Annotated in this window: 27 protein-coding genes; 18 read left to right on the plus strand and 9 right to left on the minus strand. The window is 55.6% G+C overall.

All coding sequences use genetic code 11. From position 1 onward, the window contains the following. The first annotated feature begins 59 nt into the window (after positions 1-59). The 9 genes from hflK (at position 60) to H0S68_RS01780 (ending at position 10,499) form a co-directional block, all read left to right on the plus strand. A complete protein-coding gene (gene hflK / locus H0S68_RS01740; protein ID WP_115060329.1) occupies positions 60-1,319 on the plus strand; it encodes an FtsH protease activity modulator HflK in 1,260 nt (419 codons plus the stop codon). 3 nt (positions 1,320-1,322) lie between these two features. Beyond that, positions 1,323-2,330, plus strand: a complete 1,008-nt coding sequence (hflC, locus tag H0S68_RS01745) for a protease modulator HflC (protein ID WP_020824908.1) — start codon at positions 1,323-1,325, stop codon at positions 2,328-2,330. Positions 2,331-2,393: 63 nt separating this feature from the next. Beyond that, entirely contained in the window at positions 2,394-2,594 is a 201-nt protein-coding gene (locus H0S68_RS01750; protein ID WP_020824909.1) for a DUF2065 domain-containing protein, read from the plus strand. A 97-nt stretch (positions 2,595-2,691) separates the two neighbouring features. Continuing rightward, the gene (locus H0S68_RS01755; protein WP_041415174.1) at positions 2,692-3,990 is read left to right on the plus strand and encodes an adenylosuccinate synthase; all 1,299 of its coding nucleotides are present in this window, start codon (positions 2,692-2,694) and stop codon (positions 3,988-3,990) included. 499 nt (positions 3,991-4,489) lie between these two features. Beyond that, positions 4,490-4,915, plus strand: a complete 426-nt coding sequence (gene nsrR, locus H0S68_RS01760) for a nitric oxide-sensing transcriptional repressor NsrR (RefSeq protein WP_020824911.1) — start codon at positions 4,490-4,492, stop codon at positions 4,913-4,915. Positions 4,916-4,974: 59 nt separating this feature from the next. Next, on the plus strand, positions 4,975-7,461 hold the full coding sequence (gene rnr / locus H0S68_RS01765) for a ribonuclease R (RefSeq protein WP_020824912.1): 2,487 nt from the start codon (positions 4,975-4,977) through the stop codon (positions 7,459-7,461). A 59-nt stretch (positions 7,462-7,520) separates the two neighbouring features. Beyond that, on the plus strand, positions 7,521-8,252 hold the full coding sequence (gene rlmB / locus H0S68_RS01770) for a 23S rRNA (guanosine(2251)-2'-O)-methyltransferase RlmB (protein WP_020824913.1): 732 nt from the start codon (positions 7,521-7,523) through the stop codon (positions 8,250-8,252). 129 nt (positions 8,253-8,381) lie between these two features. Further along, positions 8,382-10,013 (plus strand): isovaleryl-CoA dehydrogenase, encoded by a 1,632-nt coding sequence (locus H0S68_RS01775; protein ID WP_400827106.1) that lies wholly within the window; start codon positions 8,382-8,384, stop codon positions 10,011-10,013. Between the two features lie 87 nt (positions 10,014-10,100). Further along, complete coding sequence (locus H0S68_RS01780) at positions 10,101-10,499, plus strand: DUF350 domain-containing protein (protein WP_020824915.1); 399 nt, start codon at positions 10,101-10,103, stop codon at positions 10,497-10,499. On the opposite strand, the gene H0S68_RS01785 is transcribed toward H0S68_RS01780, so the two are convergent. Beyond that, positions 10,496-10,771 carry a DUF1471 domain-containing protein gene (locus H0S68_RS01785; protein ID WP_217331473.1) on the minus strand — a complete coding sequence of 92 codons (276 nt, stop codon included), beginning with the start codon at positions 10,769-10,771 and terminating at the stop codon, positions 10,496-10,498. The two genes, H0S68_RS01780 and H0S68_RS01785, sit on opposite strands and share 4 nt — an antisense overlap. Before the next feature lie 122 nt (positions 10,772-10,893). After that, positions 10,894-11,202: a biofilm peroxide resistance protein BsmA gene (bsmA, locus tag H0S68_RS01790; RefSeq protein ID WP_020824917.1), complete on the minus strand. Its 309-nt coding sequence runs from the start codon at positions 11,200-11,202 to the stop codon at positions 10,894-10,896. Between the two features lie 126 nt (positions 11,203-11,328). Between bsmA and yjfP the strand changes: the two genes are divergently transcribed. After that, positions 11,329-12,081 carry an esterase gene (yjfP, locus tag H0S68_RS01795; RefSeq protein WP_217331474.1) on the plus strand — a complete coding sequence of 251 codons (753 nt, stop codon included), beginning with the start codon at positions 11,329-11,331 and terminating at the stop codon, positions 12,079-12,081. Positions 12,082-12,175: 94 nt separating this feature from the next. Here yjfP and H0S68_RS01800 read toward each other — a convergent pair whose 3' ends face one another. Continuing rightward, a complete protein-coding gene (locus H0S68_RS01800; protein WP_020824919.1) occupies positions 12,176-12,442 on the minus strand; it encodes a DUF1471 domain-containing protein in 267 nt (88 codons plus the stop codon). Between the two features lie 457 nt (positions 12,443-12,899). Here H0S68_RS01800 and rpsF point away from each other — a divergent pair, with 457 nt between their 5' ends. From rpsF to H0S68_RS01825, 5 genes are all read left to right on the plus strand, one after another. Further along, complete coding sequence (gene rpsF / locus H0S68_RS01805) at positions 12,900-13,298, plus strand: 30S ribosomal protein S6 (protein ID WP_006317459.1); 399 nt, start codon at positions 12,900-12,902, stop codon at positions 13,296-13,298. Positions 13,299-13,306: 8 nt separating this feature from the next. Further along, positions 13,307-13,624, plus strand: a complete 318-nt coding sequence (gene priB / locus H0S68_RS01810; RefSeq protein ID WP_006317460.1) for a primosomal replication protein N — start codon at positions 13,307-13,309, stop codon at positions 13,622-13,624. A gap of 4 nt (positions 13,625-13,628) precedes the next feature. After that, the gene (rpsR, locus tag H0S68_RS01815; RefSeq protein WP_000135199.1) at positions 13,629-13,856 is read left to right on the plus strand and encodes a 30S ribosomal protein S18; all 228 of its coding nucleotides are present in this window, start codon (positions 13,629-13,631) and stop codon (positions 13,854-13,856) included. Between the two features lie 39 nt (positions 13,857-13,895). Continuing rightward, positions 13,896-14,348: a 50S ribosomal protein L9 gene (rplI, locus tag H0S68_RS01820; protein ID WP_004933629.1), complete on the plus strand. Its 453-nt coding sequence runs from the start codon at positions 13,896-13,898 to the stop codon at positions 14,346-14,348. 110 nt (positions 14,349-14,458) lie between these two features. Beyond that, positions 14,459-14,818, plus strand: coding sequence for a DUF488 domain-containing protein (locus H0S68_RS01825; protein WP_128865489.1), 360 nt, complete (start codon positions 14,459-14,461; stop codon positions 14,816-14,818). Here H0S68_RS01825 and H0S68_RS01830 read toward each other — a convergent pair. Further along, the gene (locus tag H0S68_RS01830; RefSeq protein WP_122076732.1) at positions 14,815-15,483 is read right to left on the minus strand and encodes an OapA family protein; all 669 of its coding nucleotides are present in this window, start codon (positions 15,481-15,483) and stop codon (positions 14,815-14,817) included. The genes H0S68_RS01825 and H0S68_RS01830 overlap by 4 nt on opposite strands. A gap of 288 nt (positions 15,484-15,771) precedes the next feature. Here H0S68_RS01830 and fklB point away from each other — a divergent pair, with 288 nt between their 5' ends. Beyond that, complete coding sequence (fklB, locus tag H0S68_RS01835; protein WP_020824922.1) at positions 15,772-16,392, plus strand: FKBP-type peptidyl-prolyl cis-trans isomerase; 621 nt, start codon at positions 15,772-15,774, stop codon at positions 16,390-16,392. Positions 16,393-16,435: 43 nt separating this feature from the next. Here fklB and ytfE read toward each other — a convergent pair whose 3' ends face one another. Both ytfE and H0S68_RS01845 read right to left on the minus strand, forming a co-directional pair. Beyond that, complete coding sequence (ytfE, locus tag H0S68_RS01840; RefSeq protein ID WP_046374657.1) at positions 16,436-17,101, minus strand: iron-sulfur cluster repair protein YtfE; 666 nt, start codon at positions 17,099-17,101, stop codon at positions 16,436-16,438. 119 nt (positions 17,102-17,220) lie between these two features. After that, entirely contained in the window at positions 17,221-19,173 is a 1,953-nt protein-coding gene (locus tag H0S68_RS01845; RefSeq protein WP_174573646.1) for a bifunctional 2',3'-cyclic-nucleotide 2'-phosphodiesterase/3'-nucleotidase, read from the minus strand. 256 nt (positions 19,174-19,429) lie between these two features. On the opposite strand from H0S68_RS01845, the gene cysQ reads away from it, so the two are divergent. Next, on the plus strand, positions 19,430-20,170 hold the full coding sequence (cysQ, locus tag H0S68_RS01850; protein WP_041415176.1) for a 3'(2'),5'-bisphosphate nucleotidase CysQ: 741 nt from the start codon (positions 19,430-19,432) through the stop codon (positions 20,168-20,170). Position 20,171: 1 nt separating this feature from the next. Here the strand turns inward: cysQ and H0S68_RS01855 are convergent, their stop codons facing one another. Continuing rightward, entirely contained in the window at positions 20,172-20,729 is a 558-nt protein-coding gene (locus tag H0S68_RS01855) for a YtfJ family protein (RefSeq protein WP_020824926.1), read from the minus strand. A 326-nt stretch (positions 20,730-21,055) separates the two neighbouring features. Here H0S68_RS01855 and H0S68_RS01860 point away from each other — a divergent pair, with 326 nt between their 5' ends. Then, positions 21,056-21,262: a DUF1107 domain-containing protein gene (locus H0S68_RS01860; RefSeq protein WP_012004917.1), complete on the plus strand. Its 207-nt coding sequence runs from the start codon at positions 21,056-21,058 to the stop codon at positions 21,260-21,262. A gap of 90 nt (positions 21,263-21,352) precedes the next feature. Here H0S68_RS01860 and H0S68_RS01865 read toward each other — a convergent pair whose 3' ends face one another. Together H0S68_RS01865 and msrA are read right to left on the minus strand one after the other, a co-directional pair. Then, on the minus strand, positions 21,353-22,684 hold the full coding sequence (locus H0S68_RS01865) for a hemolysin family protein (protein ID WP_020824927.1): 1,332 nt from the start codon (positions 22,682-22,684) through the stop codon (positions 21,353-21,355). A gap of 177 nt (positions 22,685-22,861) precedes the next feature. Continuing rightward, entirely contained in the window at positions 22,862-23,503 is a 642-nt protein-coding gene (gene msrA / locus H0S68_RS01870) for a peptide-methionine (S)-S-oxide reductase MsrA (protein WP_020824928.1), read from the minus strand. Between the last annotated feature and the right edge of the window lie 15 nt (positions 23,504-23,518).

Raw genomic sequence — 23,518 nt, forward strand, 5'->3', positions numbered from 1 at the left:
GTTACATTTGAGCTTCGCGTAAGCCTGAAGTACCCAATCACAGAATATGGAGCTAAAACATGGCGTGGAATCAGCCCGGTAATAACGGACAGGACCGCGACCCGTGGGGGAGCAGCAATAACAATGGCGGCAACTCTGGCGGTAATAACAAAGGCGGTCGTGATCAAGGGCCACCTGATTTGGACGATATCTTCCGCAAACTGAGCAAGAAATTGAGCGGTTTGGGCGGGGGCAAAGGCTCCAACAGCAATAACAACGGCGGCACCGGCACTTCTGGCCCGGGCCTCAGCGGTCGCATCATCGGCATTGCCGCGGTAGCGGTAGTGGTGATTTGGGCTGCCAGCGGCTTCTACACCATCAAGGAAGCCGAACGTGGTGTTGTGACCCGTTTTGGCAAGTTCAGCCACCTGGTTCAGCCAGGTTTGAACTGGAAGCCGACCTTTATCGATGAAGTGCGTCCGGTTAACGTGGAGTCGGTTCGTGAATTGGCGGCGTCTGGCGTGATGCTGACCTCCGACGAGAACGTAGTGCGCGTAGAAATGAACGTGCAGTACCGCGTGACCAACCCGGAAGCCTATCTGTTCAGCGTGACCAATGCCGACGACAGCCTGAGCCAGGCTACCGACAGCGCCCTGCGTGGCGTTATCGGCAAGTACACCATGGACAAGATCCTGACCGAAGGTCGTACTATCGTGCGTAGCGATACCCAACGCGTACTGGAAGAAACTATTCGTCCGTACAACATGGGCATCACGCTGCTGGACGTCAACTTCCAGGCCGCTCGTCCGCCGGAAGAGGTGAAGGCCGCATTTGACGATGCGATTGCCGCACGTGAGAACGAGCAGCAGTACATCCGTGAAGCGGAAGCTTACGCCAACGAAGTTCAGCCACGTGCTAACGGCCAGGCGCAGCGTCTGTTGGAAGATGCCAAAGCGTATAAAGACCGTACAGTCCTGGAAGCTCAGGGTGAGGTTGCTCGCTTTGCCAAGCTGTTGCCGGAATACAAATCGGCACCGCAAATTACCCGTGAGCGTCTGTATATCGAAACCATGGAAAAAGTCCTGAGCCACACCCGTAAGGTGTTGGTGAATGACAAAGGCAACAATCTGATGGTGTTGCCGCTGGATCAAATGCTGCGTGGCCAAACCGGCGCGGCGGCGGACGGCAATAAAGACACCAGCCTGATTCGTCTCAACCCCGCTCCGTCTGCCAACAGCGGCGCCAGCTCCAGCAGCCAGCGCACCAGCAGCGGCTCGGTCATGGACCAGCGCCGGGCAAATGCGCAGCGTGACGACACCACTCGCGTAGGGAGAGAGTAATCAATGCGTAAGTCTTTTGTAGTAATCGTCCTCGCGGTGCTGGTGGCGTTATACGCTTCTTTGTTCGTGGTTCAGGAAGGTCAGCGTGGCATCGTGCTGCGCTTTGGCAAGGTTCTGCGTGACAGCGACAACAAGCCGCTGGTGTATGCGCCAGGCCTGCACTTCAAGATCCCGTTTATTGAATCAGTGAAGACGCTGGATGCGCGTATCCAGACCATGGATAACCAGGCTGACCGCTTTGTGACCAGCGAGAAGAAAGACCTGATTGTCGATTCTTACCTGAAATGGCGTATCAGCGATTTCAGCCGTTACTATCTGGCAACCGGCGGCGGTGATGTTTCACAGGCCGAAGTGCTGCTGAAACGTAAGTTCAGTGACCGTCTGCGTTCCGAGATTGGTCGTCTGGACGTGAAAGACATCGTCACCGACTCGCGCGGTAAGCTGATGTCAGACGTGCGTGATGCATTGAACACCGGTACCGTGGGTGACGATCAAGAAGTCACCACCACCGAAGCCGATGACGCTATCGCCTCTGCCGCGGCGCGTGTTGAGAAGGAAACCACCGGCAACCTGCCGAAGGTTAACCCGAACAGCATGGCGGCGTTGGGTATTGAAGTGATCGACGTGCGTATCAAGCAGATCAACCTGCCGGCGGAAGTGTCTGATGCGATCTACCAGCGTATGCGCGCCGAGCGTGAAGCGGTAGCCCGTCGTCACCGTTCACAGGGTCAGGAAGAAGCCGAGAAGCTGCGTGCGACCGCAGACTACGAAGTGACTCGTACCCTGGCGGAAGCTGAGCGTACTGCACGTATCACTCGCGGTGATGGCGATGCCGAAGCGGCCAAACTGTTTGCCAACGCATTCAGCCAGGATCCGGACTTCTACGCCTTTATCCGTAGCCTGCGTGCTTACGAAACCAGCTTCAGCAGCAATAACCAGGACGTGATGGTTCTGAGCCCGGACAGCGATTTCTTCCGCTACATGAAGTCGCCTGACTCCACGCGCAAGTAATCACGACAGGTAATTGATCGAGGGCCCGTTTAAACGCGGGCCCTTTCTTTTTGGGAGTTTCTGATGAATTCAACGATCTGGCTGGCGTTAGGGCTGGTTTTGGTGCTGGAAGGCCTGGGGCCGATGCTGTTTCCACAGGCCTGGCGTAAAATGATACTGGCCATGACCCAGTTGCCTGACTCTACCTTACGGCGGTTTGGCGGCGGAATAGTGGTTGCGGGCTGTGTGATCTACTACATGTTGCGTAGTCGCACGGGGGTTTAAAGGTTAGCCTAAAAAATACGCAACTCAACGCTAAAAGTGCTGAAACTCACGAATTACGGTGGTAGAATCCATTTTTAAGCAACCGGTGATTTTTAAAATGGGTAAGAACGTCGTCGTACTGGGCACTCAATGGGGTGACGAAGGTAAGGGCAAGGTCGTAGACCTGCTGACCGAACGGGCTCAATATGTAGTGCGCTATCAAGGTGGTCACAACGCTGGCCATACTCTGGTAATTAACGGTGAAAAAACCGTCCTTCATTTAATTCCTTCAGGCATTCTGCGTGAAAACGTGACCAGCATCATCGGCAACGGTGTAGTTCTGGCGCCAGACGCGTTGATGAAAGAAATGGGTGAACTCGAAGCGCGCGGCATCCCGGTACGCGAACGTCTGTTACTGTCCGAAGCCTGTCCGCTGATCCTGCCTTACCACGTTGCGCTGGATAACGCGCGTGAGAAAGCACGTGGCGCGAAAGCTATCGGTACCACCGGTCGCGGTATCGGCCCGGCATACGAAGATAAAGTAGCTCGTCGCGGTCTGCGCGTCAGCGACCTGTTCAACAAAGAAACCTTCGCCGTTAAGCTGAAGGAAATTGTTGATTATCATAACTTCCAGTTGGTTAACTACTACAAAGTCGAAGCCGTTGATTACCAGGCGACTCTGGATTACGTGCTGTCTATCGCCGACATCCTGACTGCAATGGTTGTTGACGTTTCTGAACTGTTGGACGGCGCGCGCAAGCGTGGCGACCTGATCATGTTCGAAGGCGCACAGGGCACCCTGCTGGATATCGACCACGGTACCTATCCGTACGTAACCTCTTCCAATACCACTGCTGGCGGCGTTGCTACCGGTTCAGGTATTGGTCCGCGTTACGTGGATTACGTGCTGGGCATCGTGAAAGCCTACTCCACCCGCGTGGGTGCAGGTCCGTTCCCAACCGAACTGTTCGACGAAACTGGCGAATACCTGTGCAAACAGGGTAACGAATTCGGCGCCACTACTGGCCGTCGTCGTCGTACCGGCTGGTTGGATGCCGTAGCGGTTCGCCGCGCAGTGCAGATCAACTCCCTGTCTGGCTTCTGCCTGACCAAGTTGGACGTGCTGGATGGCCTGAAAGAAGTGAAAATCTGCGTGGGCTATCGCATGCCAGATGGCCGCGAAATGACCACCACGCCGCTGGCGGCTGAAGGTTGGGAAGGTATCGAACCAATCTACGAAAGCATGCCTGGCTGGAGCGACACCACTTTTGGCGTGAAAGAACACAGCAAATTGCCACAGGCAGCGCTGGACTACATCAAGCGCATTGAAGAACTGACTGGCGTACCGGTAGACATTATCTCTACTGGCCCGGACCGTAGCGAAACCATGATCCTGCGCGACCCGTTCGACGCATAATCTGGCTTTGCTGCACTTAGGCTGTGTCCCGCAATAGTGCGTGAGTGCCGCTGGCGGTCATTTGGACGCGCAGCAAGGCGCGAGTCGTGAGGTTTGGTGGGCCAAATAAGCGGCGCGTAACACAGGTGCGCGTTCAAATGGCCCCAGCCCTTCGGGTCGCGCCCCAAAAACCGTACTCTGTGTTGTCGGGCTTGAACGTAGGTCCACTATGTTCATCGCCCTCCGCCTTGATTACGGGCTTTTGGGTCTGCGACGGCACCACGACCTATTACGGGACGCAGCCTGTACAAACCGGGCGTGTCCCGGTTTGTTTTTATCCTGATTTTCCCCGATTGCGGTTTCACGTCCAAAAATCCTTTCTTTAACCTGTCCCAGAGCTCGACATGCGCTAAATAATTAGCGGCGAACTCTCTGGCTGGTTTATTATCCAATAAGTAATCTTTTGAATAGTGCCGAAAATCGGCGTATCAGACGGGTAAAATGATACCCAGAGGTAGATGTGCAGTTAACAAGTTTTACTGATTATGGCCTGCGGGCGTTGATCTACATGGCCTCGCTGCCACCGGACAAAATGACCAGCATCTCGGAAGTCACCGAGGTCTACGGCGTGTCCCGAAACCATATGGTAAAGATCATCAATCAGTTAAGCCGGGTTGGGTTTGTCACCGCAGTGCGCGGTAAGAACGGCGGCATCCGTTTAGGCAAACCGGCCGAAACCATTCGCCTCGGCGACGTGGTCAGGGCGTTGGAGCCGCTCTCACTGGTTAATTGCAGCAGTACGTTTTGCCACATAACCCCTGCCTGCCGCCTGAAGCAGGTGCTCCAACAGGGCGTACAGAATTTCCTTGAAGAGCTGGATAACCACACGTTGGCCGATATGGTCGAAGACAATCCATCGCTCTACAAGCTATTGCTTGTCGAATAAAGCGTCGCTGAGAAGACAAGGCTCAGCGGCACCCTGCTGATGACAACGGAGGAACCGCAATGTCACAAGATCCATTCCTGGAACGAGAAGCAGAAAAATATGAATCCCCCATTCCGAGCCGTGAATTTATTTTGGCCCATTTGGCGAAAAGAGAAACGCCGGCCAGCCGCGAAGAGCTGGCCAAAGAGCTGAATTTAACCGGCGAAGAACCCCTGGAAGCGTTGCGCCGTCGCCTGCGGGCGATGGAACGTGACGGCCAATTAATTTTTACCCGCCGTCAGTGCTACGCGCTGCCGGAACGCCTGGATCTGCTGCGCGGCACCGTGATCGGCCACCGCGATGGCTTTGGCTTCCTGCGTATCGAAGGCAGTAAAGACGACCTGTATCTGTCAGCTGAACAGATGAAGATGGCGATCCACGGCGACGTGGTGTTGGCACAGGCCATGGCTGCCGATCGCAAGGGCCGCCGCGAAGCGCGTATCGTCCGTGTGCTGGTGCCGAAAACCAGTCAAATCGTCGGCCGCTTCTTCATGGACGCCGGTACCGGCTTCGTGGTGCCGGATGACAGCCGCCTGAGCTTCGATATCCTGATCCCGGCCGACGCCGTCAGCGGTGCGCGCATGGGCTTTATGGTGGTGGTTGAACTGACCCAGCGCCCAACCCGCCGTACCAAAGCGGTTGGCAAGATTGTCGAGATCCTCGGCGATAAAATGGGGACCAGCATGGCGGTAGATATCGCGCTGCGCACCCATGAAATCCCGCATGTTTGGCCGCCGCAGGTGGAAAAACAGGTTGCCGACCTCAGTGAACAGGTACCGGAATCCGCCAAAAAAGGCCGCGTTGATCTGCGTAAACTGCCTTTGGTAACGATTGATGGCGAAGATGCCCGCGATTTCGATGACGCAGTCTACTGCGAGAAAAAACGCGGCGGCGGTTGGCGCCTGTGGGTTGCCATTGCCGACGTCAGCTATTACGTGCGTCCGCGCACGGCACTGGATGATGAAGCCCGTAACCGCGGGACGTCAGTGTACTTCCCATCGCAGGTTATTCCGATGCTGCCGGAAGTGCTGTCTAACGGCCTGTGTTCGCTTAACCCGCAGGTAGACCGTCTGTGCATGGTGTGTGAGATGACCATCTCTGCACAAGGGCGCCTGTCGACGGCCAAATTCTATGAAGCGGTCATGAGCTCTCACGCCCGCTTAACGTATAACAAGGTCTGGCATATTCTGCAGGGCGATCAGGAGCTGCGTGAGCATTATCACCCGCTGGTCAAACACCTGGAAGAATTGCATGCGATGTACAAGGTGCTGGATCAGGCGCGTGCTGAACGTGGCGGTATCGCTTTCGAAACCGAAGAAGCCAAGTTTATCTTTAACGCCGAACGTCGTATTGAGCGCGTCGAACCTACGGTGCGTAACGACGCTCACAAACTGATCGAAGAGTGCATGATTATGGCGAACGTCGCCGCTGCACGCTTTGTCGAGAAAAATAACGAACCGGCGCTGTTCCGCGTGCACGATCGCCCAAGTGACGATCACATCAGTGCGCTGCGCAGCGTGCTGGGCGAGTTGGGCCTGACGCTGGGCGGTGGCAACAAGCCGCAGCCGAAGGACTACGCCACACTGATGGATGAAGTGTCCGAACGTCCTGACCATGAAATGCTGCAAACCATGCTGCTGCGTTCGATGAAGCAGGCGGTTTACGATCCGGAAAACCGCGGCCACTTTGGTCTGGCGCTGGCTTCTTATGGCCACTTCACCTCACCGATCCGCCGTTATCCGGATCTGGCGATGCACCGTGCGATCAAGTACCAACTGGCCAAAGAGCACGGCGAACCGAAAGAGCGCTGGACGCCGACCGGTGGTTGGCACAGCGAATTCGAAGAAATGCTGCAGTTGGGCGAGCACTGTTCGATGGCTGAACGTCGCGCCGATGAAGCGACGCGCAACGTTGCCGACTGGCTGAAATGCGACTTTATGCAGGATCACGTCGGTGAAGTGTTCAGCGGCATCATTGCCAGCGTGACCGGCTTCGGTTTCTTCGTGCGTCTCAACGATCTGTTTATCGACGGCCTGGTGCACGTATCGTCGCTGGATAATGATTATTATCGCTACGATAATATCGGCCAGCGTCTGATTGGCGAATCCTCAGGCGTGGTTTATCGCCTGGGCGACACGGTAGAGATCCGTGTGGAAGCGGTGCATATGGATGAGCGTAAAATTGACTTCGCTCTGGTCTCCAGCACCCGCAAACCACGCGGTGAAGGCAAAACTGAACGCGATCGCGCCAAGAAAGGCGGCCAGCGCACCTTGCGTGATGGCGCAGGCGCAGGCCGCACCTCGTCACCGCGCAAACGCCGGGGCGGCAAACCGCCAGCCAATTTTGAGCCTGACAGCGCCTTCCGTAAGGATGAAGCCAAGCCCGCTGACAAGGTGAAGAAAGACAAAAAGGCGAAAGCCAAGAAAGTGTCCGACAAAACCCGGAAAATAGCGGCGGCGACCAAGGCCAAACGCGCCGGCAAGAAGAAAGGTGCTGAGCAGGCTTAACCTGCCACACGTCATTATCACCGGCAGGCGTTTGCCTGCCGCACAGTAAAAAGAGCATCATGAGCGAAATTATTTACGGTATTCATGCCGTCAAAGCCCTGTTAGACAACGATCCGCAACGCTTCCTGGAAGTGTTTATCCTCAAAGGCCGCGACGATCGTCGGCTACAGCCGTTGATTGCCGAGCTGGAAGCGACCGGCATTGTTATCCAGGTGGCGAACCGCCAGTGGCTGGATGAGAAGGTCGAGGGTGCGGTGCATCAGGGGATCATTGCCCGGGTGCGCGAAGGACGCCAGTATCAGGAAAATGACCTGCCGGCGCTGCTGGAAAGCGTGGATACCCCGTTCCTGCTGGTGCTGGACGGCGTGACCGACCCGCATAACCTTGGTGCCTGCTTGCGCAGCGCCGACGCGGCCGGTGTGCACGCGGTGATTGTCCCGCGCGATCGTTCTGCCCAGTTGAACGCAACGGCCAAGAAAGTGGCCTGTGGCGCGGCGGAGAATGTGCCGTTGATTCGCGTCACCAACCTGGCGCGCACCCTGCGATTGTTGCAGGAGATGAACGTCTGGATCGTGGGCACTGCGGGCGAAGCCGACCACACGCTGTTCCAGAGCAAAATGACCGGCCCGATGGCGCTGGTGATGGGGGCGGAAGGCGAAGGTATGCGTCGTCTGACTCGCGAGCACTGTGACGAGCTGATCAGCATTCCGATGGCCGGTACGGTTTCTTCGCTGAACGTTTCGGTGGCGACCGGTATCTGCCTGTTTGAAGCGGTGCGTCAACGCAGTTGATTTATCCGTAAGGGCGCAGCTTTTGCGCCCTTAATTCCTTTCTCAATGCCTACCCTGTGATCTCGCCTGCGGCAGAATTCCCCCTGACGACCATAATTACTCCTGACGCTTTTATCAGGGAGCAAGCCAATGGTCTGGAATACACACACCGTTTTTAATCAGCCGAAGCCGCTGGGCAACAGTAATCTGTTCCTGTCCGATACGCCATTGCATGAAGCCATTCAGCGTGAGCAGGCCGGTTGGGATGCGGACGTGCTGGCCTCGTTGGGCCAACAGTTGGGCACTCAGGAGTCGCTGGAGTTGGGGCGGCTGGCCAATGCCAACCCACCGGAACTGCTGCGCTATGACGCCACCGGCCAGCGATTGGACGACGTCCGTTTTCATCCCGCCTGGCACATCCTGATGCAAGGGCTGATAGCCAACCGGGTGCATAACCTGCCGTGGCAGGAGGACGCCCGAATCGGCTCTTTTGTGGCGCGGGCGGCGCGGTTTGTATTACATGCGCAGGTCGAGGCCGGCACTTTGTGTCCGGTGACCATGACCTTTGGCGCAATTCCTTTGCTGCAGCGCTCGTTGCCTGTGGAGTTCCAGTCCTGGCTAACGCCGCTACTGTCCGATCGTTACGACGCGCATTCATTGCCCGGCGGGCAAAAGCGCGGTTTGCTGATCGGCATGGGAATGACCGAAAAGCAGGGCGGTTCCGATGTGCTGAGTAATACCACCACCGCCAGCCCGCTGGGTGCACGCGGCCCAGGAGAAGCCTACCGTTTGGTCGGCCACAAGTGGTTTTTCTCGGTACCGCAGAGCGATGCGCACCTGGTGCTGGCGCAGACCGAAGGCGGGCTGTCCTGTTTCTTCCTGCCGCGAATTTTGCCTGACAGCACACGCAATGCCATAAGGTTGGAACGGCTGAAGGATAAGTTGGGCAACAGGTCCAACGCCAGCAGCGAAGTAGAATTCCAGGATGCCAGCGCCTGGCTGGTGGGCGAGGAAGGGGATGGCGTACGACATATCCTGAAAATGGGGGGGCTGACGCGTTTTGACTGCGCACTGGGTAGCCATGGGCTGATGCGGCGCGGACTGTCGGTGGCGTTGTACCATGCTCTGCAGCGGCAGGCGTTTGGTAAGACGCTGATTGAACAACCGATGATGCGGCAGGTGCTGGCGCGAATGGCCCTGCGCCTGGAGGGGCAGACGGCGGCCCTGATGCGTCTGGCGCGTGCTTATGACAGCGCAGGTAGCACGCCCCTGGAGCAGGCGTTATGCCGAGTGATGACGCCTGCGGCGAAGTTTGAAGTCTGCCGGCAAGGCATTCCTTTTATTGGTGAAGCCATGGAGGCGCTGGGCGGTATCGGCTATTGCGAAGAGAGCGAACTGCCGAGGTTGTACCGTGAAATGCCGGTAAACAGCATCTGGGAAGGCTCCGGCAATATTATGTGTCTGGACGTCATGCGCGCCTGGGGCAAGCTGCCGGCGGTGCAGGAGGCGCTGGAGCAGGAACTCGGTGAAGTGAGAGGGCAGAACCGCCATTATGATCACCAATGGCGACGGTTGCTTCAACTGATGCGCAAACCTCAGGAAGAGCAAGGGCGTGCGGTGACCGGCGCCTTGTTTAATCTGTTCGCGGCGGCGCAGCTTCTGCGTTACAGTTCACCGCCGTTGGCGGAAGCCTGGTGTCAAATGATGCTTGATGCCCGTGGTGAGCGGACATTGCCGGAAAGGCTGTGCGAAACGCTGTTTACCCGCGCGATGGGCGGCTAGGTAAAACGGTGGCGCCGCAGCCGGAAAAGCTCTTTAATTCAGCTCTTGGCCCGTAAGGGATACTGACCTCTGACCAGGAAACATGACATGGATATTCTCAGCGCGTTGGCGGCATTCGCCTCTTATTTTTTCAGTGGCTTTGCCATGGTTCTGGTGTTTTTGTTCGTTTATACCCGTATTACGCCGCATGACGAATGGGCGTTGATCAAGGCCGACAATCAGGCCGCCGCTTTTGGATTCGTCGGTGCCTGCCTGGGGTATGTCATCCCGCTGGCGAGTGCAGCGATCAACTCCGTCAGCCTGTTGGACTATCTGTTGTGGGGCGTGGTGGCGCTGGTGGTACAGCTGCTGCTGTTTGCGGCGGTGAAAATCTATATGCCGCGCATTAGCGACAAGATTGAGTCCAATCACGTGGCGGCCGGGATTTTCCTCGGCGGCGTGTCGATCAGTGGCGGTGTGCTGAATGCGGCCTGCATGACCTACTAAAGGTAAAGTATTGCGGAGGCGCGCCAGCCTGGCTGATGCGCCTGTTCTTCCATTCGCAGGATGCGGTAATAGCTTGCCCCATGCTCATCCGCCTTTTGGGCGATCAATTGTTCTACGTCCTGAGGGGAGCCGGAGAGGTCGTTCAGGGTGATTTCCGCAATTTCGCTGAGTGGTGTAACGCGGTCTGCGGGGGCCAGTTCAGCGGACTGGGCGCTGGCGCTGAGTAACCCCATAGAAAGCAGGAGGGCGGTGAGTGCGGCGGAGCGTGTCATGGCGTTCCCCTTCGTCGGATCCTGGATTCACGGCCGCGGGCTGCGGCGCGCTGTTTGCCAGTGTGCTCTATCCAACTTCAGTCTGTGCAAAGCCAATGTAAATCTTATTAAAACTCCAGCAGTTACCGATACAGGATCGCCTGCGAATACCACTGGCCGGGAACCACGGTTTCGCTGTTCATGATGATCATGTAATAGCGCGCGCCGCTGGCATTGGCCTTCTGCTGAATTTCCGCTTCCACATCCATCGGGCTGCCGCGCACCAGGGCGCTGGTGGTGCCTATTTTTTCCAGGCTACCGGTTTGTGCCCGGGTTATCTCCTGCGCCTGTCCGGTCGGCGGTGGGGGCGCTTTGGGCGTCGTGGTCATCATGCCACAGGCGCTAAGCAGCGTGACCAGCGTCAAGGAGAGCAGCAGGCGGGACATTTTCATAGATACCTCAAGAAAGCGGATAGCGTGATTTGAGTGTAACCCATTATAAATTGGAACAGATTGAGCTAATGCTTTTTAGCGCAAGTTTGCCATTATGAAGGCAATGGCGATGCAGAGGGAAAATGAATGATTGAAATTTATGACGAGCGAGCAGGAGATATTGCGGTCATCCATGCCGTGCCGCAGGGGCAGTATCATCAGCCGTTGCCGACGGTATTTTTCTACCATGGTTATACCTCGTCGAAAGAAGTCTACGCCTACTTTGCCTACGCGTTAGCCAGGGTGGGATTTCGCGTGGTGCTGCCGGATGCCGATTTGCACGGCGAGCGTTTTGACGGCGATGAACAAAAGCGGTTGTCCCGCTTTTGGGAGATCCTGCGCAGCAATATCGATGAGTTACCGGCGTTGAAGGCGGACTTTGAACGGCGCGGGCTGATTGCCGAAGGGCGCATCGGCGTCGCGGGCGCGTCCATGGGGGGGATGACGACGTTGGGAGGCTTTGCTCGTTATCCGTGGGTGAAAGCTGCGGCGAGCCTGATGGGGGCCGGTTATTACAGTTCCCTGGCGCAGACGCTGTTCCCACCGCTGGATGAGCAGGGTAAACCCTTAACGGCGAGCGGTTTTGATGCGCGCATTGCCGCGCTTGCGGATTATGGCCTGGAACGCCAGTTGGAAAAGATTGCCGATCGTCCGCTGCTGTTATGGCACGGCGAAGCGGACGATGTGGTCCCGGCGGCTGAAAGTCGACGCCTGGCAACCGAGCTTCGCCAGAGTGGCTGGGACCGGCAACTGACATTTTTGACTGAACCGGACGTTAAGCACCGCATCACGCCGTTAGCGCTTGACGCAACGGCCGAGTTCTTCGTGAAAACCTTATAAAAAAAGCCCCCTGCGGGCAGGGGGCTGACGACATTTTCACATTTTAATTTGCCGCTTTTGGGCGCGGCTTGCTTCCCTGGCACTGCATGCAGGCTTAACGATACAGTTCCGCGCTGACGTGAATGGTGCTGTTGTTTTCCGGTTCGTGCAGCGCAATGATCCGGTAAGCGGTCGCGCCGCGTTGATCGGCTATTTTGCTCACCTGGCTGCTGGCGTCATCCGGCGATACCACATTCTGGTTCAACGTGACGAATCCCACGCTCTGGCGTTGGTCAGCCTGATGCGAAGTGATTTCGGTAGCGGCCATGACGTTGGCGGAAAACAGTAAAGCAATGGCGGTGGCGATGGTAATGCGTTTCATAAGTGCCTCTCTTAACTGTTTGCTTCAACGGCCTGACAGCAGGTGCCAGTGCAGCAAAAAGTTATTTGTCTGTATTGAATAACCTCAAATCTTTTTCGTCGCGCTGTCTGCGGCGGATAACAACAATTTTAGACCTTCCGGCAGGATTAAAAAGGGGGGCTTTTTGATGTCATTATTCAAAAAAAATGAATGAATTTTGCGCATCAGTGATGATTTCATTGAAAGATTTTTTGAACTGATGGATCTGTGTACATAGGTTGTACAGATAGCAAATCGTGCTATTTACGCATCGGGCCCGCATTACCGATAATAAATACCCTTCTGTCCTTGAGTTTCCCAGCCTGCGCAAGTATGATTACGCGTCATTTTTTCAGCCGCACACACATACACGTTCCTTGCTTCCATGGGCCGCGGTTGACCCTGACAGGAGGCTGAATAATCCGTAAGGAGCAATTCGATGCGTCATTACGAAATCGTTTTTATGGTCCATCCTGACCAAAGCGAACAGGTTCCGGGCATGATCGAGCGTTACAGTGCTACCATCACTAACGCTGCTGGTCAGATTCACCGTCTGGAAGACTGGGGCCGCCGTCAACTGGCTTACCCGATCAACAAACTGCACAAAGCTCACTACGTTCTGCTGAACGTTGAAGCTCCGCAGGAAGCGATCGATGAGCTGGAAACTAACTTCCGCTTCAACGACGCCGTTATCCGTAGCATGGTTATGCGCGTTAAGCACGCGGTAACTGAAGCATCTCCGATGGTTAAAGCGAAAGACGAACGTCGTGGCGATCGCCGCGAAGACTTCGCTAACGAAACCGCAGATGATGCAGATGCTGGGGATTCTGAAGAGTAATTGCCGCCGTGACATCTAATCGTCTGGTTTTGTCGGGCACTGTGTGCAAGGCGCCGGTTCGAAAAGTGAGTCCTTCCGGGATCCCCCACTGCCAATTTGTGCTAGAGCACCGTTCGCAGCAAATGGAAGCCGGATTTAGCAGGCAAGCATGGTGCCGAATGCCCGTGGTTGTCAGCGGACAACAGTCACAAGCACTAACTCAAAGATTAACGGTCGGCAGTCAGATAACCGTGCAAGGCTTCGTAAGCTGCCATCAAGGGCGCAACGGGCTGAACAAACTGGTTCTGCATGCCGAGCAGATTGAATTGATAGATTCTGGAGACTAGCCTAATGGCACGTTATTTCCGTCGTCGCAAGTTCTGCCGTTTCACCGCGGAAGGCGTTCAAGAGATTGACTATAAAGACATCGCTACGCTGAAAAACTACATCACTGAAAGTGGTAAAATTGTCCCGAGCCGTATTACCGGTACTCGTGCAAAATATCAGCGCCAGCTGGCCCGTGCTATCAAGCGCGCGCGCTACCTGTCTTTGTTGCCGTACACTGATCGTCATCAGTAATCGGCCACTGTCCATTAACGACTTTGAGAGGATAAGGTAATGCAAGTTATTCTGCTTGATAAAGTAGCAAACCTGGGCAGCCTGGGTGATCAAGTTAACGTTAAAGCGGGCTACGCCCGTAACTTCCTGGTACCACAGGGCAAAGCTGTTCCTGCTACCAAGAAAAACGTAGAGTTCTTCGAAGCACGCCGTGCTGAACTGGAAGCCAAACTGGCTGACGTTCTGGCTGCTGCTGAAGCTCGCGCAACCAAGATCAACGAACTGGGTTCAGTCACCATCGCGTCTAAATCAGGCGACGAAGGTAAACTGTTCGGCTCTATCGGCACCCGCGACATCGCTGACGCAGTTACTGCGGCAGGCGTTGAAGTTGCCAAGAGCGAAGTTCGTCTGCCGAACGGCGTTCTGCGTACCACTGGTGAACACGAAGTTCACTTCCAGGTACACAGCGACGTGTTCGCACAGCTGAATGTAGTTGTGGTTGCAGAAGCTTAATCGCTCCTGCCAGCCAAGTTAAAACGCCAGCCTCGTGCTGGCGTTTTGCTTTTCTGCGTCCGGTAAAACGCGCTACCCTGCTATCACAGCATGAATGAGGAGCAGCGGAAATGGCGGAGATTATCTTGCAGCGCGTTTACGATTTTACCGGCCCTGCACCGGAGCACTGTTATCTGATCGATCGTTTGTGGCCGCGAGGCATCAGCAAGGAACGATTGCAGGGCGTGCAGTGGCTAAAGCAGGTTGCGCCGGATAACGCGCTGCGGCAGTGGTTTCATCAACATCTTGACCGGTGGGACGAGTTCGAAAGCCACTACCGCTTGCAACTGGCTCAAAACGACGCCTGGCAGCCATTGGTGGCTTTACTAAGACAGGGGCAACCCTTGACCTTACTTTATGGCAGTAAAGACACACAGCACAACCATGGCATCGTGCTGCGCGACTTTCTGTTAAGGCAGTTAGCGGATTAACGCTCGCGACGATAGCCGCCGTCGGCCTGGCGGCGAAATAACACCTGACTGTTGTCAGCGGTGGTGACAGATAGCGCGGTGATCACGCCGTTGGTATCACGTTCGATACGCACTTCCTGGCCAGCCTTCATGTTGCTGAGCGGCTTATCGTTCCCTTCCACCTGCGCCATGGCGAAAACTTCGTTCACCGGCAGGTTGTTGTCACGGAAAAGCTGCGCCAGCGTCTGGCCCGGTTGGATCTGGTAGCGTTGCCAGTTGCCCGCCGGTTCCGGCTCTACAGCGTGCTGCTGCTGAGTGTCGTTTTGCAATTCGGCCTGCAAGGGAACGCTGTTTTCCTGCTGGGTGACAGGGAATGGCTGTTTTTCCGATGAATACGGCCACAGCAGTGCCAGCAGCAGGATGATGCCGAAAATCAGGGTCCAGCGACGATGAAAATAAGGCAGTGGCTCCATCCAACCGAAGCCGTCCGGCAGGTGCCAGATCTTCAGCAGTAACGCTTTGATGTTTTGCCCCTTACCGCTTTCCGGTGGTTGTTCTGAATCCGGGTCTTCTACCGACGCTGGCGCGGAGCCGGGCTTCAGGCGCTGACTGAAGTTCAGCCAGGTACGCAACAACGGCTGGTAGATACGGGTGGTCTTCCTTCTCCTGGGCGAGATTCTGCCCATGGTAACCTCTCTTCAACGGCGTAAAATTATCACGGTACAAAAGGGTGTACCGCCGACCCGATGCCCTGTTTTCAGTATAGTCCGCTAACTGATTGAAGTGAAAGGCAGCAGCAAACCCATACCTGTTGCGGCAGGCGATTCGCCTGGGCGCGCGGGAGCGGGTGTTAACTGAGGGTTATTGTTTCTTTTTCTACGACAAAAGTCATCATTCTCCACACAAGATTTTACCCGGCATTGCGGCGCTGTTATGCTGCGCTTTCGACTTTTTACAGACTAAAGGAAAACCCCATGACAACCCCTTCTTTTGACAGCGTTGAAGCGCAGGCGAGCTACGGGATTGGTTTACAGGTCGGCCAGCAGCTGCAAGAGTCCGGTCTGGAAGGTTTACAACCGGAAGCTTTGCTGGCAGGTTTGCGTGACGCGCTGGAAGGGAATGCCCCGGCGGTTCCGGTAGACGTGGTGCACCGTGCGCTGCGCGAAATCCACGAACGTGCGGATGCCGTGCGTCGTGAGCGTCAACAGGCGATGGCCGTTGAAGGCCAGAAATTCCTGGAAGACAACGCCAAGCGCGACGAAGTTACGCTGACCGAATCCGGTCTGCAGTTCTCCGTGCTGGAGCAGGGCAACGGCCCAATCCCTTCCCGTCAGGATCGCGTGCGTGTGCATTACACTGGCCGTCTGATTAACGGCGACGTGTTCGACAGCTCCGTAGAGCGCGGTCAACCGGCAGAATTCCCGGTTAGCGGCGTGATCCCTGGCTGGATTGAAGCGCTGACCCTGATGCCGGTCGGTTCCAAATGGCAGCTGTATATTCCACACGACCTGGCCTACGGCGAGCGTGGTGCCGGCGCATCCATCCCGCCATTCAGCGCGCTGGTGTTCGACGTCGAACTGCTGGAAATCCTGTAATTCTCTAACAGATTTCTCTGGGCGCCTTGATGGCGCCCTTGTTTTATGCGCCGTTCAGCGCGCGGGGGAACAACAGGTTGTTCTCCAGATTGATGTGTTCCATCAGGTCATCAATAAACTCGTCGATACCACCATACAGCGCCTGCCAGGTATTGCAGGCACCTTCCGGTGGCGTCACGTTGTGGGTGAGGAACTTCACCACTTCCAGCTGTTCGCCCGCTTCGTCATGCTCATGTTCCATTACCGAGATCGGCCCAGCCGCCTGCCGGCCCATACCCTGCTTGATCATCGGGAACAGGATCTGTTCCTCTTTCATCATGTGATTTTCCAGATCCAGCCGGATCAGGTTCAGCTGTTTCGCCAGACCGCGTGGACAGGTGGCTTTGTCGGCATGAACCCGTTCGACTTTTTCCGCCATCAGTACCAGCTCGGCCAGCTGTTCGCGGTGCCGCTGATGGAAGCGTGGCAGAATATAATCAATCAGTTCACCGAGCGGTGCAGTACGCCAGTCATGGCTTGCTGCCGGTCTGGCGGCGAGGGCGGCCAATTCGCTTTCAAGCTGCTCGAGATCCAGTCCTTTACGCTCGGCCGCGCGTTGCAGCGTTTGTTTTCCGCCACAGCAGAAATCCAAATCGTTCAGGCGGAACAGGCGTGATGCCCGGGGAATAGCGATGGCGAGAGCGCCGAGGGATTGATTACGGTAATCCATGAGAGTGCCTCTTTAAATGAAAAATTTATAACATGCATTTTAAATGCAATTTAAATGGCGCGCCAGCGAGAAAAAGGAGTAGATGGCCGGGGGGAACCCTGTGCCTCCCGGCCTGCAGCTTATTTGCTACTTAAATCAATCTTATAAACTGCGAACCCGATGTTATCCGTGCCTTCGGATTTCATTGGATACTGGGCATGTGCCTTGATAAACGCTGTCGCTTTCTCGCTTGGCGAGGTTTCGAAGCGAATATCCAGCGGTTGCGGGCTGCTGAAGGTCGCCAGGCGCCAATTGTTATCCACCTGTGGCCGTACTGCGCCATGCTGCTTGGTTTCAGCGCTGATATAGGCCGCCAACACTGAACGGTTCTCGTCCGGCGAAGCGAAGGCAATATGCTGATCGCCAGTGCCGGCGAACTTGCCGCCGTAAGCGCGATAGTTATTGGTCGCCACCAGGAAGGTGGCTTTAGGATCAATTGGCTTGCCTTTGAACGTCAGCTGCTTGATACGTTCCGCCTTGTCGTTGATCAACTGGCATTCGCCGTCGTAACGCGCAGGCTGGCTGACGTCGATCTGGTAATTAACCCCATCAATCACGTCGAAGTTATAGGTGCGGAAGCCATCCCAGTTGATCAGGCCCTGCGGTTGGCTGCTGTTGACGTCGATTTGATTGAACTGCCCGGCGGAGCACTCCAGCCACTCCTTCACCTCTTTGCCACTGGCTTTTACTACCACCAGGGTGTTGGGGTAGAGGTAGAGATCCGAAGCGTTACGGAAGGTGAGCTGGCCTTTTTCCACTTCGACGAAGCTGGCCGGATCGTTTTTGCGGCCGCCGACCTTGAACGGCGCTGCCGCTGACAGCACCGGCAAATCGGCCAGATCCGGATCGCCCTGAATGTAGTGTTCCACATAGGCTTTCTGCGCGTTATTCACGATTTGTACCGTTGGGTCATCCTGCACTAGCGCCAGGTAGCTGTACATGTTGTCATCAGCTTTGCCGACCGGCTTGCTGACAAAATCGCGCGTGCCCTTATGATCTTCCGCCAGGACTTTCACCAGCTTGGCATCTTCCGCCGCCAGCGATTTCTTGTTCTCTTTGTCGTAGATGGGCCGTGCTTCCGCTTTGGCGGAAGCTACTTTCCAACTGCCAGAGTCGTTGTTCAACTGCAGATCGACAACGCCGAGGTGGTCGCCCCACTGGCCGGGCATGACCGCAGGTATGCCGTTCAGCGTGCCCTGGGCAATGTCAGCGCCTTTGATATTGGCGAAGTCTTTGCTCGGGAATACGGCGTGAGCATGGCCGAACATGATGGCGTCAATGCCCGGAACCTGGCTGAGGTAGTACACCGAATTCTCTGCCATCGCCTTGTACGGCTCGCTGGACAGGCCGGAGTGCGGGATCGCCACGATCAGATCGGCCCCCTGTTTACGCATTTCCGGCACGTAGCGTTTGGCGGTTTCGGTGATGTCGTTGACCTTAACCTTGCCTTGCAGATTGGCCTTATCCCACACCAGAATTTGCGGTGGCACAAAACCGATATAGCCGATGCGTAAACTATGTTCCTTGCCGTCACGGTCTTTTACCGGCGTATCGACGATAATGTAAGGAGTGAACAGCGGTTTCTGCGTTTTAGCGTCGATCACGTTCGCATTGATATACGGGAACTTGGCACCGCTGATGGCGGTTTTCAGGTAATCGAGGCCGTAGTTGAATTCGTGGTTGCCGATATTGCCGACCACATAATTCAGGGTGTTCATGGCCTTATAGACAGGATGAATATCGCCGGGCTTCAGGCCCTTGGCCGCCATATAGTCACCGAGCGGGCTGCCCTGAATGATGTCGCCGTTATCCACCAGTACGCTATTGGTGGCCTGCTGGCGAGCCTGTTCAATCAGGCTGGCGGTGCGCACCAGACCGAACTTGTCGGTCGGTTTATCCTTGTAGTAATCGAAGTCCATCATGTTGCTGTGCAGGTCGGTGGTTTCCAGCACGCGCAGATCGACCGTTGCCGCCTGCGCTGAGGCGCAAACCAGCACAGCGAGGACAGACAACGTCAGCGGACGCTTCATCATTTTTGGCTTTCTCCATTCTATTTTTCGAGTTTTATCGCAGAGGGGCATGTAATTAACATTGGTTGTCTCACCAAACTGTGAAGTGTGGCAGAAAATCGGCCAAGGTATCGGAGGAAATGTCACAGTTGTGACGGCAAAGACTCGAGTCATTACCGAAGGTTAAATCGTTATGATGGATATTCGATGCAAAAAAAACTAGGCTGCTAGCAATGAGAAAGGGGAAATGGCCCACGGAACTGTCTATCTGAGGTGAATGATGTTAGAAAAAATTTGCCAACTGTCCCGCGAGGCGGGCGCGGCCATCATGGCGGTGTACAACGGTGAACAACCGCTTGATGTTACACAAAAAAAAGATGACTCCCCGGTGACGGCGGCCGATCTGGCGGCGCACCACATTATCCAGCGCGGCCTGGCGGCGTTAACGCCGGACATCCCCTTGCTGTCGGAAGAAGATCCACCGACCTGGGAAGTGCGGCAGAATTGGACGCGCTACTGGCTGGTCGATCCGCTGGACGGCACCAAAGAGTTCCTGAATCGCAACGGTGAGTTCACGGTAAATATCGCGTTGATTGAAGACGGGCAGGCGGTAATGGGGGTGGTTTACGCCCCGGCGATCGACGTGCTGTATCTGGCCGAGCGCGGTAAAGCCTGGAAAGAAGAAAAGGGCCACCGGCAGGAGATTGGCGTCAGCAATGCCCATCCGCCATTGGTGGTGGTCAGCCGTTCGCACAGCGACGAAGAGCTGAAGGACTACCTGAAACAGCTGGGCGAACACCAGACCGTTTCCGTCGGTTCTTCGCTGAAATTCTGCCTGGTGGCGGAAGGTAAAGCGCAGCTCTACCCGCGCTTTGGGCCCACCAATATCTGGGATACCGCCGCCGGTCATGCCGTGGCCGTGGCAGCCGGGGCACAGATCCACGACTGGCAGGGCAGACCTCTGCTCTATACGCCGCGTGAATCCTTCCTAAACCCCGGCTTCAGGGTTTCGCTGTTCTAAATCAGTTCGCCAGCAGCTGGTGCAGTTGGGTCATGACCTGCTGCACCTCTTCTGGCGTCAGGGCGCCGTCTTTGGCGAACTGGATCCTGCCTTGCTTATCCAACACCACAATGGCCGACCCTTTCGGCTGCAAATCCCAGGCCTTGCGCACGTTGCCGTTGCTGTCGACCACAAACTGCGACCAGGGGAACTCTTTCTTGCTGTCTTCAATGCTGTTGCGAACAAACACCGCGGTGCCGAGTATCGCGTCGTCGGTATTCACTATTGTCGTCGTTTGGTAACGATCGTGCGGTAGTTTAGCTTTCTTAATCGCTTCGATCAGCGGATCGTTCATCGCCTTGGCGGAGCTACGGCCGGCAATATGCTGTATGACTCGCACTTTCCCACTGAGTTGCGCGCTATTCCAGTTTTGATAGCTAAACTTATCATTAGCGTAATTCAACTCTCCCTTATCGCTGACGCCGACCGGCGCGACGCGTTGCTGGAGTTGGAAGTTGTGCGCAGAGGCTAAAAAGGGGGCAAGCAGTAGGGAAACAATAAGCAGGTGACTTTTTTTCATGCCTTCTCCTTGGAAGGGGAACGGTGCCGACAGCACCCGACAGCCTAAAGCATAGGTGGTGATCGGAGGTCTGTCCTGTTAGCTGGATCGCAGTTTCCTCTTCTGGCCGGTAATACCTGTGTTTTGAAGGGATATACTGAAAAAGTTATATATTATCATATACAATTCTGTCAAAAAGTGTAAATCCAGTGAAGATATCCGTGCAGAAGTGAACATTATCGTCTTTACTAGGTCTACTACATGGCAATCAAGTTGCGTTCTTACTTTAGAGGCTGCCACCTTGGCGGCTCGCTGAGCGCATGGACCAAACGGAGGAGAGTAATAGAATGAGAATCTTCCAGCGTTATAATCCGTTGAAAGTGGCGAAGTACGTAAAAACCCTGTTTCGTGGCCGGCTGTATATCAAAGATGTAGGCGCGTTCGAATTCGACGAAGGGAAAATCCTGTTACCGAAAATTCGTGACCGGCGCCACTTCAGCGTGATGTCAGAGGTAAACCGTCAGGTGTTGTTACTGCAAACTGAGATGGGTTGATGCGCGGTTAGTATCCTGCTACTGAAGTACCCTGCAAAAGCTCCAATAATTGCGGCCCCGATGGGGCCGCTGACGTTTCTACAGTCCGGATCAGGCGGGGGCGTTGTCTTCTGGCGCTTTCGGCAGTACCGCCGCCGGTTTGTCGCTCAGTTTGGTTACCAGCAACTGGTCAATCTTGTAGCTGTCGATGTCCACCACTTCAAACTTGTAGCCGGCGTATTTCACGAAGTCGGTGCGTTTTGGGATCTTGCGCAGCATGTACATCATAAAGCCGCCGATGGTTTCGTAGTTGCCCGCCTGCGGGAACTCATCAATGTGCAGAACGCGCATCACATCGTCGATTGGCGTACCACCCTCAATCAGCCATGAGCTTTCATCGCGTGCGACGATCTGCTCTTCCTGGCCTTGACCGACCAGATCGCCCATCAGGGTAGTCATTACGTCATTCAACGTGATGATGCCCACGACCAGTGCATATTCATTGAGAATAACGGCAAAGTCTTCGCCGGCCGTCTTAAAGCTTTCCAGCGCTTCGGACAGCGTCAGGGTATCAGGCACGATCAGCGCCGCGCGGATTTGCACACCGCTGCTCAGCACCAGGCTTTGATTGCCCAGCACGCGGTTCAGCAAGTCTTTGGAGTCAACGTAGCCGACCACCTGATCGATATTGCCGTCGCACACCAGGAACTTGGAGTGCGGATGGGTCGAGACTTTCTCGATAATGCTTTCTTCGGTTTCACGCAGATCGAAGTAAACCACGCTTTCGCGTGAGGTCATCGACGAAGGTACGGTGCGTGACTCCAGTTCGAACACGTTTTCGATCAGCTCATGTTCCTGCTTGCGCAGCACGCCAGCCAGGGCTCCGGCTTCCACTACCGCATAGATGTCGTCGGAAGTGATGTCGTCCTTGCGCACCATCGGCAGTTTGAACAGGCGGAAGATCAGGTTTGCCATGCCGTTGAAGAACCACACCAGCGGCCGGAAGATCATGATCGAGAAACGCATCGGGTTGATGATCCGGACGGCGACCGTCTCTGGTGCAATCATACCGATGCGCTTCGGGGTCAAATCTGCGAACAGGATGAACAGGCTGGTCACCAGGACGAACGAGCAGATAAAGCTGACTTGCTCCGCCATCTCTGGGGACAAAAAGCGATCGAACAATACCTGGAAGCTAGGGGAGAAGGCAGCATCGCCGACGATACCACCGAGAATGGCTACGGCGTTCAGACCAATCTGCACCACGGTAAAGAACAGCCCCGGGGTTTCTTGTAGTTTAAGGACTTTGGCGGCATTGACGTTACCTTCGTCAGCCATCAGTTTCAGTTTAATCTTGCGTGACGCGGCCAGAGAAATTTCCGACAGTGAGAAAAACGCACTCACTGCGATCAGAAAAAGAATCAGTAAAATACTGTTTAACATAATCTATCCATACGTGCCGACGGGATGACGGCGCTCTTGAGGAAGGGTAGTACATTGTAAAAAAAGTAGTGATAACAACCAGAAAGGAGGCTATCAGGCCGCAGATGCGGCCCGCATAGTATAGCAGCAGCCCTACAGGGGCCGCCAGCGGTTAAAAAATTACCGCTGACCAAGGGTTTAGCCCTGGGGTGGCAAACAAACGCCGATGCCGCCCAGGCCGCAGTAGCCTTCAGGATTCTTGTACAGATACTGCTGATGGTCATCCTCGGCATAGTAAAACGGCAGCGCCGGCACCACTTCGGTGGTGATGGTGCGTTGGTCGCCCGCCTCGTTCATGGCCTGCTGGAAACGCTTCAGACTGCTTTCGGCTGCGGTCTGCTGTTCCGGCGTCAGCGTATAAATTGCTGAGCGATACTGAGTGCCGACGTCGCCACCCTGACGCATGCCCTGCGCCGGATCGTGGTTCTCCCAGAACACCTGCAGCAGCTGCTTATAGCTGATGATTTTCGGATCGAATACCACCCGCACCACTTCAGTATGACCGGTCTGGCCGCTGCACACTTCGCGGTAGGTTGGGTTTGGCGTAAAACCGCCGCTGTAGCCTGCCGCCGTGCTGTATACGCCCTGCTGTTGCCAGAACAGGCGCTCCACACCCCAGAAGCATCCCATGGCGAAGATAGCCACTTCCATGCCTTCCGGCACCTGGGTCATTGAATGGTGAGTGACCACGTTGAGCGTGGCAACCGGCATGGGCGTCGTGCGGCCAGGCAGCGCGTTCGCCTTGTCGACGGTTTGTGTTTTATCAAAAAATGGCACCACGGTTGACTCCTGTTG

Source organism: Serratia sp. AXJ-M (assembly GCF_046531865.1).
Classification (GTDB): domain Bacteria; phylum Pseudomonadota; class Gammaproteobacteria; order Enterobacterales; family Enterobacteriaceae; genus Serratia; species Serratia liquefaciens.